The sequence below is a fragment of the Pseudomonas sp. NA-150 genome, assembly GCF_044336365.1.
Classification (GTDB): domain Bacteria; phylum Pseudomonadota; class Gammaproteobacteria; order Pseudomonadales; family Pseudomonadaceae; genus Aquipseudomonas.
The window spans coordinates 3,643,210-3,658,334 of record NZ_CP172305.1; the positions used below are offsets into that span (position 1 = coordinate 3,643,210).

A 15,125-nucleotide genomic window follows, 5' to 3' on the forward strand; every position below is an offset into this window, starting at 1 on the left:
AAACGTCGACCGTTAAATAAATAATACCCAAGTATGTTTCTTCATCCTTATCTGCGAACGCCCAACAGTTCAGCCATGCGTACCAATTCGGCAAATGACTTGGCCTGCATTTTCTTCATGGCATGCCCCCGATGTATTTTCACCGTGATTTCACTCAGGTTCATTTCACCGGCTATTTGCTTGTTCATCAGCCCACTCACCGCATAACCCATGACCTCTTGTTCGCGAGCGGTCAACGTGGCGTAGATCTGCTGCAGTTGCACCGTTTGCTTTTGACCTTCACGGCGCTTGCGGTCTTTCTCCAGCGCCACCGACACCGCGTCGAGCAGATCCTGATCGCGGAACGGTTTGGCGAGGAAATCCACCGCGCCAGCTTTCATCGCCTTGACGGTCATGGCGATGTCGCCGTGGCCAGTGATGAAGATAATCGGCATCTCAATGCCAGAGGCTGCCAGCTGGGTCTGGAATTCCAGGCCGCTGGTGTATTGCAGGCGTACATCGAGCACCAGGCACGACGGTACCGCCGGCAACGCATGAGCGAGAAACTCATCGGCCGAGGCGAAGGTTTCGATGTTCATGCCGACGGAACGAAACAGGCTGCTCAAGGCTTCTCGCAACGCCCCATCGTCATCAACGATGAACACCTGCCGGCCTTCACCCGGTTTGTCGTCAGACAGGCTCATGCGCACTGCTCCTCAGGCAGCGGCAGCGCTATTTTCAGCACCGCGCCGGCGTCTGGCAGGTTGTGCGCGCCGATCTGCCCGCCATGGGCTTCGACGATGGAGCGACAAATCGACAAACCCATGCCCAGTCCTTCTGTTTTGGTGGTGAAAAATGCCGTGAAAAGTTTAGCAATGTCCTCTTCACGAATCCCGGGACCGCTGTCCTGTACCTGCAGAATCAGCTGATCGGCGTTCTGCGCCAGGGTGATCGCCATCAACCGTTGCGTCTCGTTGACCCTGGCCATGGCCTGAATGCCGTTCATCACCAAGTTGATGATCACCTGCTGCAATTGCACACGATCGCCCTGCACCGCCGGTAAATCGCTGCCCAGGTCCAGGCGCAGGGCAACGTTCTGTTGCGCCAGCTCGCGCTTGAGCAACCCCAGCGATTCCTCGACGACCTCGCCCAGATCAAGGGGCAGATGCTGCGGCTCGGATTTTCGCGACAACTCGCGAATCCGCTTGATGACTTCACTGGCGCGCTGGGCCTCGCCTGCGATGCGGCCGATCGCACTGCGCACTTCGCCCAGGTCCGGCACGTCGCGGTTCAGCCAGCGTAGCCCGGCCTCCGCGTTGGTGGTGACCGCTGCCAGCGGTTGATTGACTTCATGGGCAATTGACGCCGCCAGTTCGCCCAGGGTCGTGACCCGGGTGATGTGCGCCAGCTCGACCTGCGACCGATGCAGCGCCTCCTCGGCCTGCCGGGCTGCAGTGATGTCGTTGTTGGTGACCAGCACTGTCTGGGGGTTGCCATCACGGTCGCGCGATAACGACCAGCGCGAGGTCACGGTGACGCGCCTGCCATCCTTGCAAGTGCTGGAAATCTCGCCTTCCCATGCACCTTCGGCCAGCATGATTTGCATGATTTCATCGAAAGAGGTGCTGATTTTCGATTGCAGCAGGTCGGTGATTTTTTTACCGAGCACTTCTTTTGCAGACCACCCATACAGGACTTCGGCACCGGCGTTCCAACTGAGAATCCGGTGCTGCATATCGCGCACGATCACTCCATCGTGGGTTTGCGCCAGCAGTTTGACCTGCTCCTGCAACTGGCTGTTGATCGTGTTGTTTCGCAGCGCCAGCGCGCCACTGATGCTGATCGCCGCGATGCTGATCAGGCAGCGCCCCAGCGGCGGCACCATGTACACGTCGTGGTCGATGAAAAACGCCAGCAGCGTCAGCCCCATACAGCTCAGGGTCACGGTGATCAGACCGATGCGCGAGAACGCGTTGGCGGCCATCAGCACCACCAGCACGTACAGCACAGCAATGGCGATATCCATCGGTGTCACGGCGTCGATGATGAAAATCACCAACGCCAGGGTGATCGCGCCTACGCGCATCGCATGGGACGAATTCGTCACGGTAATGCGCTCTTTTCCGGACCTGGTCCGGATTTGTTTTGGGGGAAAACATCGAGCCTGAGACTCTATGGGTGACACACGATAGCACGGGGCCTTCATCGACTGAATCTCGTCGGCCCTCAGTGTGATGGACCGCACGGGGCAGGACATTCTCTCAGTCTGAAATCTCGCTAATCGTGTTGAGTCGGCAGCACGAACAGCGCGCCGGCATCCGCCGGTTGCGACCACTCGACGTCACGCAGAAAATCGATGAGCGCGCGTAACTTGCGAGTCACGCGGCGGCGATCCGGGTAATACAGGGTGTAGCCGGGCAAGGCCGGACTCCAGTCTTCCAGCAGCCGGACCAGCCGGCCTTGCGCGATGAAGTGTTCGATGTAGCCATTGATCATGTAGGCAATGCCCAGTCCATCGAGGGCCGACTGCACCAGCGCCGCAGAGTCGTTGAGGATCAAGCGGCCACTCAACGCCAGTTGCAGGTGCTCCTCGCCTTTGTCGAACTCCCAGCGCTCGACCACGCCACTGCTGGAATGGCGAAAGCCGATGCAGTTGTGCTCCACCAGTTCTCGCGGGTGCGAGGGGGTGCCGTGGCGCGCCAGGTAGTCGGGAGACGCCACGACATGGGCGAACAAGGCCGGGCCGAGTTTAATCGCCACCATGTCGCGTTCGACGAACTCACCAAAACGAATGCCGCCGTCGTAACCCAGGCGCACGATATCGACCAGCGACCCGTCGAGGGTCAGTTCCAGGTCTATCTTTGGATACGCCGTGAGGAAATCTGCCAATACCGGTTGCAGGACCGTCATGTACGCCGCCCGGGGCACATTAAGACGCAGCAACCCGGAGGGTTCGCCGGTGCTATCGTTCAACTCTTCGGCGGCCGTGGTCAGTTCCAGCACGGCGGGTTCCACCCGTTGCAGAAATCGCGCACCCGCCTCGCTCAGGGCGACGCTGCGAGTAGTGCGGTTGAACAACGGCGTGCCCAGGCGCTGCTCCAGACCACGAATGACCTGGCTGACCGCCGAGGGACTGACGCCCAGGCGCGTGGCCGCCGCGGTGAAGCTGGACAATTGGGCGACGCAGACAAAGGTCACGAGACCGTCGAGTTGATCCTGGCGCATGGGATGTCCTTCACGGTGATGCACTCAAAGTGCCTCATTTATAGCACTCAACATTGTGAAGATGGGCTTCAAAGCCTTTTAACCATTATGTGGATTGTCTGAACAGTGACAGCCCACGTAAAAACGATGCCACTGACTTTCGAGGAACACGCCATGACCCAAACCACGCAAAAAACCTGGTTCATCACCGGTGTCAGCTCCGGTTTTGGCAAGGCCCTCGCGGATGCCCTGCTGGAAGGCGGACAACGCGTGGTCGGCACCTTGCGCAATGAAGCGGCCCGGGCCGACTTCGATCAACTCAAGCCAGGGTTTTCGTTCGGGCGCCTCCTGGATGTCACGGACTTCGCCGCCATCGACGCGGTGGTGGCTGATGTTGAGCAGCAGGTCGGCGCGATTGATGTGCTGGTCAACAACGCCGGGTATGGCCATGAAGGGCTGGTGGAAGAGTCCTCCCTCGAGGAGCTGCGCCAGCAGTTCGACGTCAACGTGTTCGGCGCCGTGGCGGTGACCAAAGCGGTGCTGCCGTACATGCGCCAACGCCGACGCGGCAACATCCTCAACATCACCTCCATGGGCGGCATCACCACCTTCCCGGGATTGGGGTATTACCATGGCAGCAAGTTTGCCCTGGAAGGCATTTCCGAAGCATTGGGCAAAGAGGTCAAACCTCTGGGGATCTTCGTCACCGCCATCGAGCCGGGTGGTTTTCGTACCGACTGGGCCGGCCGCTCGATGGTTCGCGCGCCCCGCAGCATCGCCGATTACGACGACACCTTTAACGTGGTCCGGGAAACTCGGACCAAACGTAGCGGGCATCAAACCGGTGATCCGGTCAAGGCGGCTGCGGCGATGATCGCGGTGGTCGCGGCGAAAGAGCCGCCGGCACATTTACTGCTGGGTTCCGATGCGCTGCAGTTTGTCTCGGCCAAACTCGAGCAGTTGCAGGCGGAGATCGAACAGTGGAAAGCCTTGACCTTGAGCACTGACGTCACCGAATAGTGCTGAAGCTTGCCCGGGGGTGTCACAAAGTTTTACATCCCCGTGGCGGCTGGCTATGATCGACGCACTGGAGATGGCATTCCTCCATTAACCGCTGCGCTGGCCGCAACTGATGATGCCTACAGACACCTGATCAAAACAGGTCTGTAGGTGCTTGCCCTCAGAACCCCCTTTTTGGTCAGACCCACCTTGTCCTTTTCGTGGCTGATCACATGTTTAAATTTCGTCGTCCCGAGCAACTCGACCTGCTGCCCTACATGGGCAAGTGGTTGATCATCGCGTGCGTGGTCGGAAGTCTGGCCGGTTGTGCGTCCGCGTTCTTCCTGTTCGCCCTCGACCACGCCACCCAGTGGCGAGAAAGCCATCGCTGGATGATTGCCTTGCTGCCGCTGGCCGGCTTCGCGGTCGGGTGGGTGTATCACCTGATCGGCAAACCGGTGGATGCCGGCAATAACCTGCTCATCGATGAAATTCACGACCCGAAGAAGGTTATCCCGCTGCGCATGGTGCCGCTGGTGCTCGGCGGTACGTTGATTTCGCACCTGTTCGGCGCATCGGTGGGCCGTGAAGGCACCGCCGTGCAAATGGGCGGCGCGCTGGCAGACCAGCTCACCCACGTTTTCCGCCTGCGCCGTGAAGACCGGCGGATCCTGTTGATGGCGGGCATCAGCGCCGGCTTTGCCTCGGTGTTTGGCACGCCGCTGGCCGGTGCGTTGTTCGGTCTTGAAGTGTTGGCGATCGGGCGCATGCGCTACGACGCCTTGTTCCCATGCATGGTCGCGGCCATCGTCGCCGATCAAGTGGGGCTGGCCTGGGGGGTGATTCACACCCACTACCCGATGGGCGAAATCGTCCCGGTGCAGTTCTGGAGCGTGCTGTCGGTGGTGGTGGCCGGGGTGATTTTCGGGCTGGTCGGGCTGATCTTCGCCACGGCGACCCACACCCTCGGCGCTTGGGTAAAAAGGTTGATCGTCTACCCGCCGCTGCGACCCTTTATTGGCGGCATCGTGATTGCCATTGCCGTCTGGACCCTGGGTACGTATCAATACATCGGGCTGGGAATTCCAAGCATTGTTCAGTCATTCGAAATGCCCATGGCGTCGTGGGACTGGCTGGGCAAGATGGCGTTCACCGTGGTGTCGCTGGGCACCGGCTTCAAGGGCGGCGAAGTCACTCCACTGTTCTACATTGGCGCCACCCTGGGCAACGCCCTCGCCCCGCTGCTGCACCTGCCGTTCGCGATGTTGGCCGGTATCGGATTTGTCGCGGTGTTCGCCGGCGCAGCCAATACGCCCCTCGCCACCATCGTCATGGCCATGGAACTGTTTGGCCCGGAGATTGGCCCATTGGCGGCTATCGCCTGTATCGCCAGTTACCTGGTATCTGGCCATACCGGTATCTATCACGCCCAGCGCGTGGGTCGCAGCAAACATCGTCCGACGTTGCCGGAAGAATTGCGTTTGTCGGAACTCAAGCAGTTCGAGGCCAAAAACGCTGTGAATGTGGCTGTTGAGGATAAGCAGGAGCGGTAGGCTGAGGTGAGGCTGTACTAGATCTTTGTGTAGACTGTGTGGTGCCAACGTGCTAGCGAATGGCTTGACGCGGTGTGTCAGGAAATCACTTACTTCTTATGACGACGCTCATATATCTCCCCCGACAAGTTTGCTAAGTTGTTGACCCGCGACTCGACTTTAAGGCCCTAACCATGCGACTCACCATTCTGGCCGTTGAGGGCGTCTTCGACACCGGACTCACCGTGTTGCTGGACGCCTTCACCACCGCCAACGAGCTGGGCGCGATGTTGCTGGATGGCGCGCCGAGTTTCGAGATCAGTGTGGTTGGCGTGCGGCAGACCGTGCATACCGGTCTCGGCCTGGAAGTGCCCGTTCAGGCAGTCAGTACCGACTCGGTCCCCGACTGGGTGATCATCCCCGCACTCAACACCAAGATGCCCGAGCCGTTGGTGCAATCACTCAGCCGCGCGGACATGCTGGAGGCCAAAGCGCAATTACTGGCGTGGCATGCCGCTGGCGCGCAGATCGCGGCCTCGTGCATCGGCACTTTTTTGCTGGCGGAAACCGGACTGCTCGATGGCCAGGAAGCCACCTGCAGTTGGTGGCTGGGGCCGTTGTTTCGTCAGCGTTACCCGGCCATTCGACTCGACGAGTCGCGCATGCTGGTGCCGGCCGGCACGCTGGTCACGGCCGGTGCGGCCATGGGGCATCTTGATCTCGCGCTGTGGCTGATCCGTAAATCCAGCCCCGAACTGGCGACCCTGGTCGCGCGCTACATGCTCGCCGACATTCACTCGTCGCAAGCGCCCTACATCATTCCGGAACACATGGCCCACGCCGATCCGCTGATGGAACGCTTCGAGCGCTGGGCCCGCGGTCAGCTCAAAGCAGGGTTTTCCTTGCAGAAAGCGGCACAGGCGTTGGCCACCAGCTCACGCACGTTGCAGCGTCGCACCGAGGCGGTGCTGGGCAAGTCGCCGCTGGAGTTTTTCCAGGACTTGCGCGTCGAGCGTGCGCAACATTTGGTACGCACCAGCAAGCTGGATATTGAGGCCATTGCCGCGGAAGTCGGTTATGTCGACGGCGCAACCTTACGCACCTTGTTGCGCCGTCGTCTGGGACGTGGCGTGCGCGAACTGCGCGCCGACCTTCGCTGACGTAACAGCCGTTAGTTCAAGCTGTTCCAGTGCACATTGACGGTTTTGGCGCCGCTGGCGCTGATCGTGACATTCTCCTTCTTCACGTTCCCGTTGCGACTTAAGGTGACTTGGTACTGCCCTTGCGGCAGCTTTACCAACACAATCGGACCCGTCTGATTGAGCATCAGCCACTGCTTGCCATTCGGGGATTGAATCGACACATCAACGTCCGAGGTGAACTCATCGGTCGGCCCGGCGAAAAACTCGAGATGAAGGTTATAGCCTCGGGTTTGACGGATCGCCTGGGCTTCATCCTGACCGATACCACCCGACAGATAGGTGACACCGTTCTGTTCCCCAGGATTGAGTTGCACCGCAGACGGATCAATAGGGTCCGCCGGCGATTGCACGGCCAACGCCGGAACACTGCTGATCATAAGGGTCAGTGAGGCGATCAAGACCGCCAGGGGGCGAAGGGTAAACATGATAGGCACTCCTTGGTTCTTATCGAACCATCGATTGCCAAATCCTGCGCCTGCACATTGCCAACGGTAATTCGGCAATCCTCTATCTGGATTTGACGCGAGCAGGCCTGGGCCGTTCAGCCATACCCGATAGATGGCCCGTTTCCCTTAGGGGTCATCCTTCGACCTCTGGGGAGGAGCTGTTGCCTGCATCCGCTGTCGGCAAATCCAGCAAAATGTCGGCGAGCTCGCGCCAAGGATAAACATCCCCGTCAAGAGCCGCTTCACAGCCCGCGAAGTGGGAAAATGCTATAGCGCTTTGGCTGGCTCGCTGTGCTTCGCCGCAGATCGAACAGCGCAGAAAGACCCCGACTAGATGCCATCGGCGTGCATGCTTCAAAATCCGATGATCCAAGGGTTGGCTGATAATTTCAGCGGCATTGGACGGTCGGAGAACGCCATAAGGTGTATGCAGATCCTTCATTTCTCACTCCGTCACTGGTTTCTGGCGCATGCCGCATCAGCGGTAGCACCCCGGCGATCGTCAGTGACCACTTGACTCACTGCTCATTAACGACGGAGGCATAGCCAGGGGTTCCTGGAGCTCCATATACCTCATCGCGCCCCAAACGACAGCGATCCATACCGCACCCATTGCAAACAGCACAGCAACAAACGTTTTGGTATTCATGTTCGTATTCGCCAACTGATGGGAGACCAACCGCGCCTAATCCTTTGGTTCAATACCATACAACTTAGTTCAACCTCGTTGCGCGGCAAGGTCAAGAATCACCGCGATTTTTTTTGGGGTTGCCAGCGTAGAAACGGCTGTATCGATACAGCAATTTTGCCGCCGCAAACTCGCATCGAACCGTGAAATCAGCCCCAATAGCGTGGAACCCTTGAAAGTGGAAAACGTCCCATCTTAGAAGCTGGCTGCTGGCCCTGATGCCGCTGGAGGTAGGCCCATGAACACCATCGGTTGTCGTTTAAGACAAGAGAGAATCCGCCTGAATTTTTCGCAACGCGAACTGGGGTTGCGCTGTGGCGTAGAAGCCAATGCACAGATGAACTATGAAAACGATCGACGTTCTCCCAACGCACTCTATCTGGTGCGGGCTGCCGAGGTCGGTGTCGATGTCGTATACGTGGTCACGGGCAAACCGACCCTCATCCGCAAGTGCGACCTTCACGATAGTGAATACGCCCTGTTGCATCACTTGCAGTTAATCCCGCTTGATACGCACCAGGCCATGACCTCGCTAATCGTCAGGTTAGCGCAGATGCATCTCGCTGCGGACTGAGCCCAGGAAAAGCAAAACCCCGGCGGTTGGCCCTGCCGGGGTTTCTATTTTCTCTGACATAGATGCCAAGTGAACGTGAGGCCTACGATATCATAGGGCTACCACCGGTTCATCACGGCGTCGCCTTCAGGCATGACACTTACCGAAACGCGACGACAGGCCCATGATTTACCGAGCTTTTTTTCGGCGCCTCAAGAAAAATTTTGTCGCATAAACTGGTCCAGCGACCTTGCTTCACTGAGTCGGGATGTATATCCTCCCTGCTCTTGGCGCTGCCGCCCGAATGGCGAAATTGGTAGACGCAAGGGACTTAAAATCCCTCGTTCGTAAGGACGTGCCGGTTCGACCCCGGCTTCGGGCACCATATAATACAAAGGCTTGCATGAGGCTCTCATTCAAGCCTTTGTTGTTTTCCGGTCCGCAAAAACAATCATGGTCCGCAATTCGGTTTTCTTACCCCTCCCCCGGCGTCCTGCCGAACAAACAAAATCCCCTGAATGCATCACTCCAACCGACACCACCACGACTGCGAATAGAAGGCGTCGCCGATCCGTTCGATACCCGTCAGGTTCATGCCAATCGAGCCCATGTTGGTCACCCTAACGTCGTGCAGCCTCGGCAACACATCTATAGCGCCCGGCGCGCTGGTAAATATCCAGGCTTCAACCGTGACCCTGCCGAGTTGGGCGCTATGGTTCTCGGCGATCTGAATATCACCGCGAACTGGATCCGCTCGATGGAGCGCCCTCTTATCCAGTGCAACGCCGAGGCGCCGGCGCTGAACGATCAAATACATCATGGAAGTGACCTTTAACTGTACATGCATACAGTTAACTTTCGTCTAGACTTGCGGTCAATCACGGATACGGCAAATTCGACGGGTGACACCATGTGCGGAAGACTTTCGCAGTACCGAGGCATTCACGACTTTGTCGAGGCGCTGAGCATGCCCAACGCCGTCGTAGATGCGGCCACCGATTTGCGCCTCGCGCGGTACAACGTCGCGCCGACAACCAGGGTTGCCCTGCTCCACTTGGATGGAGAGGTTCTGCGGGTTGATCCGGTGCGCTGGGGTTGGCGGCCAGAGTGGACTGATCGCCAGCCACATCCGAACGGTCGAGTTGAGAAGGTCGCCCACAACCCGTACTACCGGCCAATCTGGCCACACCGCGCCATCGCGCCCATCGACAACTGGTTTGAATGGGTTGATGAAGGCGGTCCGAGGAAGCAGCCCTACCTGATCCGCCGGCGAGACCAGGCTCCGATCCTCTGCGCATCCATCGGCCAATATCCCGCCGACGGCCGAGAAGAGAAAAGCAACGACGGTTTCGTGATCATCACCGCAGACAGCGCCGGCGGCATGGTCGACATTCACGATCGGCGGCCGGTTGTGCTGACGCCAGAACTCGCCCGGGAATGGCTTGACCCGGCCACGCCCAAAGAACGCGCCGAGCAGATGGCGCTCCACCAGGGTGAGCCATCAGAGGTGTTCGAGTGGTTCAAGGTCAGCCTGGCGGTGGGGAATGTGCGGAATCAGGGGGTAGAATTGATTCAGCCGGTCGAGCTTTAGATCATACGAGCGAACGATATGACCCTTGAAGAAATGATCATTCCACAAGCGATCAAGACTGAAGCCGCAGATATCATCAAACGGATTGAGCAGGCAACTGGAGTCATTGATGCGACAATGGCCGGAGGGATCGCCGAGGGCTTTGTCCTTGCGATCATCTGCCTGGAGGCTATGCGCGCCAAGGACATCGATGAGCTCGAAATCCTTTTCAGCCAGGCAACTGATAAGAAGATGGCGACGCTGAGATAAGCCGCTATCGACACGCATTCATCTCATAGGATCCTGGTCGACGGTGATAAAGGCGCAGACACCCGAAAAATCGTCAACTGTCGTGCCGCTCTGGCACACGCATGCGGACGTTATCTCTACATCGACGGCAAGTAATTAAAATGATTTCCCGTTTTGTTCAAGAAAGCGTTTGTAATATTGAAATGTCCTAGACCGACCATCTCCGGGCTCGCCTGTTATCGCATGTTGTATATATGACTGATAGGGAATAAAAATAGACGCCGACGGGGATGACACGAAAAGGAATAAGGCTAATGAGCTTATCGGGATTACCCCCATTGCGATAGCTACTCGATGCTTTTCACTAAACCCCATCATGATCCAATATATGATTGCCGCCTGAGAAAAACAGGCGAGATATTGAATCCTATTCCATATAATCGCAAAATCAAAAAATAGCGCCTGGGCGGCAACCAAACAAATTAAAGCACCTATCACCATCAACTCTCGACGGCCAACTTCGGTTATGTATTTTTTTGCGGCAATCAAGATAAAACAATTTAGAAACAGAAATCCCGCCCCTAGCAGAGTCCTTTTTGATAACCCAAAATCAACATAAACTGCCAGTTTTTCAGATAGGAATGGAATGTGTATGACTTTACTAAGCAAAGGAACTACCTGGCCCAACCCAACCCCTGAAAGATAAAACACGACACAAATTGAAGTAAACCACCATATTTTTTCTAATAAAAACTTAATCACTCGCTCAAAAAACACAAACGCATACAACAAGGCTGAATACTGAAACCCTACCGCCACTACAAAAAATGCGATTGATTTTTTGCTTTCCTTGCTTAATGCATAACACATAGCTAGTAGAACAAAGGAAATTGCAATTGACTGCCTTATAGTGCCCATCTGAAGCGGCAGGAATATCCAGCAGAAACAAAATGCAAGCCCAAAAGATCCGTCAACTTCAAATTCCGAAAAAAACTTAGCAACACAATATGTATTGAACGTCCCGACCACGAACAATAGAAGTTGAAATCCGCCAACCAGAGCAACTACATAGTTTAGCAAGTAAAAAAGCGGCTCCATTGAAACAACGCCAGCCGGCAACCGCATAAATGGCGCCTTGCCAACATCATCAAAATATTGCTCATAGACCACCCAGTCAAAGCCGGTTTCAAAACGAAATGAACAAACACCCCAAAAAATTAATACCGAAATAAGTAGCAGCTTTAAAATCCTGCTATCAGATACTTGTTTTAAAAACAAACCTGGAATTGATGCGACCCATAGGAGAAGACCTATAATAAGATAAAAATACACTTTAAATCCCTTTAAGCAGCACCTTCACAACTGAAGGCGGTAAATTTCCGGGGGCCATTATGATTGCTTAACCTGTACATTGCAATCGAGTGCGAACCCTCTTCCTTAGTGGTATGTACAAACGCCTAAGCTTATGATCTTCCTGGCGAATTTTTGGTGGGCCTGTAGCCTTGTCGGACCTTGGTCGGCATTGATCGCGACCCGGATTAAGAGCACGGGCTCCCTTTATTGCCCTATAGAGTAATAGGCCTGCTCACACGTCGCACCCCTTACTCGGGCTTGGTCAGCAGCATTTGCCATTGTTCCCGCTGCTTGGTCAGCCAGCTTGAACACGTCGGCCAACACTCTGGCGGCGTGGGCAGCTGCCTTGCTTGAGGCGGCAGTGCAGGAATTACCGCTGGCTTGACTGGCTGCGAGGCGATTGGCAAGGTCATCTGCTGTTGCGCGCAGGCTGTCATCAGAAGCACGAGAGGCAGTAGCAGCAGCTTGCGCTGCATCGAGAAGTTGTTGACCACTTTCCACCACCTTGTTGATTGAGAGTTGACGTTCCTGTTCTTTGGCCCGCTCGGTGTTTTCGTTTGCCCGAGCTGCGGCCTTATCATAGTTGTCGCGCTTATCCCATTTGTCCTGCCAAGCCAGATTGGCCGCCGCCTGCCCCTGGTCATAGATGTGGTCATAGAGGCTGTTCAGGCCGTAAGCCGCTCCGAGCAGCAGGGCTATGATCACGAGCACCGGCCAGAAGCGCTTTAGTAGGTCGAGAGCGAACGTCATGCCAGCACCTTCAGCGCGGTGTTATAGAGGGCCAGCCGGTCCGCAGCGCCGTTCTGGCCACCGTTGATTCGCTGAGTGATCTTGTCGAAGCTGCCGGAGTCAGCCAGGGTATTCAGCCCTCGGGTCGACCAAAACCAAGCGGCCGACAAGCACGCGTACTGCGGCTGCTCCAGCAGCTCGGGTTGATTGATCAGGTCCAGGCCCAGCGCTTCGCCGCACGCCGCATAGTTGGCTCGGCCAGTGATCTGGATCAGGCCGCGCCCGCGGTACTTACTGCCATCCCCAGCTACGGTATTGCCCAAGTCTGCACGACCCTCGTACCGGGCCTGCGCCGGGGTTGGTCCCCACAACTCTCGAACGTAAACCAGTTGACCGGACTCATGGCCGATCTGGGCAATGAACGCAGCCGCGCGCCGGGGGCCAATGATCTGGTAACGGCCCATGGCCGTGTTCAGTACAGGTGCAAAAATACCGGTTTTGGCGCCGGCGTTCGGGAGGATCTGTAGCAATTGCTGCGTGGTGATGGGCATGGGTTTCTCCTGGCAATAAAAAACCCGCTCAAGGCGGGTATCGGTGATCGCGAGTTCGCTACGCGGTTTCTGGCGATACCGACTCAGGATCTGCTGCAATGAGCGGGTTTGCCGGGATGACGGGCCACACCGGCGCCGTCGGCCAGGTCGTTTGCGCGGCCACCTTGCCCAGCGCGAACTTGTAGGCCTTCCAGGCTTTGAGGTTGACGGTAAGCGCGGCCAACTCCGATTCATCCTCGGCTGTCGCTTCGCCGCTGTCGACGCCATACCCCAGCGTGTCGACTCGATCCTGAATGCGGGCTATCTGCGTGGCAGCGGCTGTATTGCGTGAAGCCATATCAGCTTTCATGGCCGCTAGTAACTGCGCGGCAGCGGCGGAATCTTTCATGGCTTTTGTGACGAGTTGACTCCAGTCGATATTACTCATTGGGCGTTCTCCCCGATAGGATCGGTGTCCGGCGCCGGCGTTGGCAGCGGCTGAGGAAACACGACAGGACCATCAGGCACATCGACCAAGTCAGCAGGAAATGCCTGCTCTGGGCTGTAGTTCCATGGATTAGGGAATAGTAGGGTTAGCGTCAACTCACCATCCGCCTTGTCGATGTCACTGACAAACCACCGGGACTGAATTGCCCCTTGAGGCAGGGTGTCGCTATCACGCATCTGGGAAAAATCGAATGTCTCGCCATTGATCAAAAGCGTGTCTCCGGCGCGAACCACTTCGAGCGAGTCATCGCGCCGCTGCGGGGCAAGTCTAATTCTCATCAATACCATCTCCCGATCGCTGTTCTATAAATCAAGGCGTTAAAGGTTGATGAACCCGACGTCACAGGGCTCATTGGATAAACAGGTCCCCACCCAATTAAAGGGTTACCCGCCATCACCGTGGATGACCAAACATTGAATCCCGCAAACTCGAAGTTCTGTGTAGATTTGGGAATGGCGATGAACGGATAAGGATATGTAAGAGCAGGGGCTTGAGGGCCAGTGAATGCCGTGCCGTACGCGGTTGGAGTCGAGAGCGCGGGGTAGTTCGTCAGAGAAGTGCAGATAAGAGTGCCATCTGCAAGCTTTACGTATTGGCCGCTCGCGTTGGATCCAGTTTCCACAACTGACCCCGTCGGCACACCACTTACTTGGCTAACAGTACCCACGATGTTCGAACGATCAAACACATACGCCACCGGTTTGCCGCTGAAGCGCGTGAAGTTCAAGCAAACCCACGCGCCTGCGCCCAAACTCCGAAAGTCGGCAGTGTCACCTGCAGCGGTCACGATACTAGCTGCGCCAGGCAACAATATGGTGGCCGGGTTATAGGTCAGCGTCAGCGCGCCAGTAAAACGGACGCTGCGTCGAGCGCCCGCCGCAATAGTCCCCAGCGAAGTGATCGTCGTTGTACCGCTGATATCGATCACATTCGAGGTCGCAGCACCGATATCAGTCGTGGCAGCCGAAGCGATTGTAGGTGCCGTCGCCTCATTGATTGGGCCAGCCATGGAGCCGCCCGCTAATTTCAGTCGGGCGCTCACTTGCCCCTGAAGCTTGCCCGCGGCAACCAGCAAAGAATCTGCCGCTGTGATTGGCGTGATCAGCGTGACATCCAGCCCCAGGAGTACCGCTCCTATGGCACGCGCGCCGGTGAAGTAGAGGTTTATCGAACCTTCAGCGATGCCATCTGTAGTGTTCAGACCGAGCGCGACTTTGATGCCTGCTGCGGTACCGCTCGATCCCAGCGCCGCGAAGGTCGCACCAAACTGGTTATTGAGCGCGTTGAATCCATCTGCCAAGGCCTTTGGGTAACCCTGAAGCGGGGCAATTGCAAACGTCCCCGTGGTACCGGTCGCCCCAAGAAAGTTCGGCGCAATCGACAACGCCGTGTCGCTGGCGATGTTGGTAACTTCGTACCAGCGCCCATCAGGACCGAGGAAGCCATCCCCTACCCGGCTGTTCGCAATGAAAGCCGTTCCAGTGCCGATCACCGCATTTGAATTGATGGTCACGCCAATCGTGCCGGTGCGATACCACGCCATGGTTTATCCCTTATCTTGGGCAATAAAAAACCCGCACTCG

18 protein-coding genes, 1 tRNA gene and 1 riboswitch are annotated in these 15,125 nt (G+C 56.9%); of the genes, 7 read left to right on the forward strand and 12 right to left on the reverse strand.

All coding sequences use genetic code 11. From position 1 onward, the window contains the following. Positions 1–47: 47 nt before the first annotated feature. From ACF0H7_RS17135 to ACF0H7_RS17145, 3 genes are all read right to left on the reverse strand, one after another. Complete coding sequence (locus tag ACF0H7_RS17135) at positions 48–683, reverse strand: response regulator transcription factor (protein ID WP_397448097.1); 636 nt, start codon at positions 681–683, stop codon at positions 48–50. Beyond that, complete coding sequence (locus tag ACF0H7_RS17140; protein WP_397448098.1) at positions 680–2,086, reverse strand: nitrogen regulation protein NR(II); 1,407 nt, start codon at positions 2,084–2,086, stop codon at positions 680–682. Before ACF0H7_RS17140 ends, ACF0H7_RS17135 begins: the two co-directional genes overlap by 4 nt. 170 nt (positions 2,087–2,256) lie before the next feature. Continuing rightward, positions 2,257–3,204 (reverse strand): LysR family transcriptional regulator, encoded by a 948-nt coding sequence (locus ACF0H7_RS17145; RefSeq protein ID WP_397448099.1) that lies wholly within the window; start codon positions 3,202–3,204, stop codon positions 2,257–2,259. Positions 3,205–3,357: 153 nt separating this feature from the next. On the opposite strand from ACF0H7_RS17145, the gene ACF0H7_RS17150 reads away from it, so the two are divergent. From ACF0H7_RS17150 to ACF0H7_RS17160, 3 genes are all read left to right on the forward strand, one after another. Beyond that, positions 3,358–4,203 carry an oxidoreductase gene (locus tag ACF0H7_RS17150; protein ID WP_397448100.1) on the forward strand — a complete coding sequence of 282 codons (846 nt, stop codon included), beginning with the start codon at positions 3,358–3,360 and terminating at the stop codon, positions 4,201–4,203. A 60-nt stretch (positions 4,204–4,263) separates the two neighbouring features. After that, positions 4,264–4,332, forward strand: a riboswitch (Fluoride riboswitch). 83 nt (positions 4,333–4,415) lie between these two features. Beyond that, entirely contained in the window at positions 4,416–5,735 is a 1,320-nt protein-coding gene (locus ACF0H7_RS17155; protein WP_397448101.1) for a voltage-gated chloride channel family protein, read from the forward strand. A gap of 173 nt (positions 5,736–5,908) precedes the next feature. Continuing rightward, entirely contained in the window at positions 5,909–6,874 is a 966-nt protein-coding gene (locus tag ACF0H7_RS17160; RefSeq protein ID WP_397448102.1) for a GlxA family transcriptional regulator, read from the forward strand. Between the two features lie 11 nt (positions 6,875–6,885). On the opposite strand, the gene ACF0H7_RS17165 is transcribed toward ACF0H7_RS17160, so the two are convergent. After that, entirely contained in the window at positions 6,886–7,341 is a 456-nt protein-coding gene (locus ACF0H7_RS17165; RefSeq protein ID WP_397448103.1) for a carboxypeptidase regulatory-like domain-containing protein, read from the reverse strand. Positions 7,342–7,495: 154 nt separating this feature from the next. Continuing rightward, positions 7,496–7,804: a hypothetical protein gene (locus ACF0H7_RS17170; protein WP_397448104.1), complete on the reverse strand. Its 309-nt coding sequence runs from the start codon at positions 7,802–7,804 to the stop codon at positions 7,496–7,498. Positions 7,805–8,288: 484 nt separating this feature from the next. On the opposite strand from ACF0H7_RS17170, the gene ACF0H7_RS17175 reads away from it, so the two are divergent. Together ACF0H7_RS17175 and ACF0H7_RS17180 are read left to right on the forward strand one after the other, a co-directional pair. Then, the gene (locus ACF0H7_RS17175; RefSeq protein ID WP_397448105.1) at positions 8,289–8,624 is read left to right on the forward strand and encodes a helix-turn-helix domain-containing protein; all 336 of its coding nucleotides are present in this window, start codon (positions 8,289–8,291) and stop codon (positions 8,622–8,624) included. A 277-nt stretch (positions 8,625–8,901) separates the two neighbouring features. Then, positions 8,902–8,988: transfer RNA gene (locus ACF0H7_RS17180), tRNA-Leu, on the forward strand. Between the two features lie 138 nt (positions 8,989–9,126). On the opposite strand, the gene ACF0H7_RS17185 is transcribed toward ACF0H7_RS17180, so the two are convergent. After that, positions 9,127–9,423 (reverse strand): hypothetical protein, encoded by a 297-nt coding sequence (locus ACF0H7_RS17185; RefSeq protein ID WP_397448106.1) that lies wholly within the window; start codon positions 9,421–9,423, stop codon positions 9,127–9,129. Between the two features lie 90 nt (positions 9,424–9,513). Between ACF0H7_RS17185 and ACF0H7_RS17190 the strand changes: the two genes are divergently transcribed. Together ACF0H7_RS17190 and ACF0H7_RS17195 are read left to right on the forward strand one after the other, a co-directional pair. Next, positions 9,514–10,194, forward strand: a complete 681-nt coding sequence (locus tag ACF0H7_RS17190; RefSeq protein ID WP_397448107.1) for an SOS response-associated peptidase family protein — start codon at positions 9,514–9,516, stop codon at positions 10,192–10,194. An 18-nt stretch (positions 10,195–10,212) separates the two neighbouring features. Further along, positions 10,213–10,443: a hypothetical protein gene (locus ACF0H7_RS17195; protein WP_397448108.1), complete on the forward strand. Its 231-nt coding sequence runs from the start codon at positions 10,213–10,215 to the stop codon at positions 10,441–10,443. Positions 10,444–10,578: 135 nt separating this feature from the next. On the opposite strand, the gene ACF0H7_RS17200 is transcribed toward ACF0H7_RS17195, so the two are convergent. The 6 genes from ACF0H7_RS17200 to ACF0H7_RS17225 form a co-directional block, all read right to left on the reverse strand. Further along, the gene (locus ACF0H7_RS17200) at positions 10,579–11,754 is read right to left on the reverse strand and encodes an EpsG family protein (protein WP_397448109.1); all 1,176 of its coding nucleotides are present in this window, start codon (positions 11,752–11,754) and stop codon (positions 10,579–10,581) included. 225 nt (positions 11,755–11,979) lie between these two features. Beyond that, positions 11,980–12,525 (reverse strand): DUF2514 family protein, encoded by a 546-nt coding sequence (locus tag ACF0H7_RS17205; RefSeq protein ID WP_397448110.1) that lies wholly within the window; start codon positions 12,523–12,525, stop codon positions 11,980–11,982. Next, entirely contained in the window at positions 12,522–13,055 is a 534-nt protein-coding gene (locus ACF0H7_RS17210; protein WP_397448111.1) for a glycoside hydrolase family 19 protein, read from the reverse strand. The genes ACF0H7_RS17205 and ACF0H7_RS17210 overlap by 4 nt, the downstream gene beginning before the upstream one ends. 58 nt (positions 13,056–13,113) lie before the next feature. After that, entirely contained in the window at positions 13,114–13,482 is a 369-nt protein-coding gene (locus ACF0H7_RS17215) for a phage tail protein (RefSeq protein WP_397448112.1), read from the reverse strand. After that, the gene (locus ACF0H7_RS17220) at positions 13,479–13,820 is read right to left on the reverse strand and encodes a hypothetical protein (RefSeq protein WP_397448113.1); all 342 of its coding nucleotides are present in this window, start codon (positions 13,818–13,820) and stop codon (positions 13,479–13,481) included. Before ACF0H7_RS17220 ends, ACF0H7_RS17215 begins: the two co-directional genes overlap by 4 nt. Further along, a complete protein-coding gene (locus tag ACF0H7_RS17225; RefSeq protein WP_397448114.1) occupies positions 13,820–15,085 on the reverse strand; it encodes a hypothetical protein in 1,266 nt (421 codons plus the stop codon). Before ACF0H7_RS17225 ends, ACF0H7_RS17220 begins: the two co-directional genes overlap by 1 nt. Between the last annotated feature and the right edge of the window lie 40 nt (positions 15,086–15,125).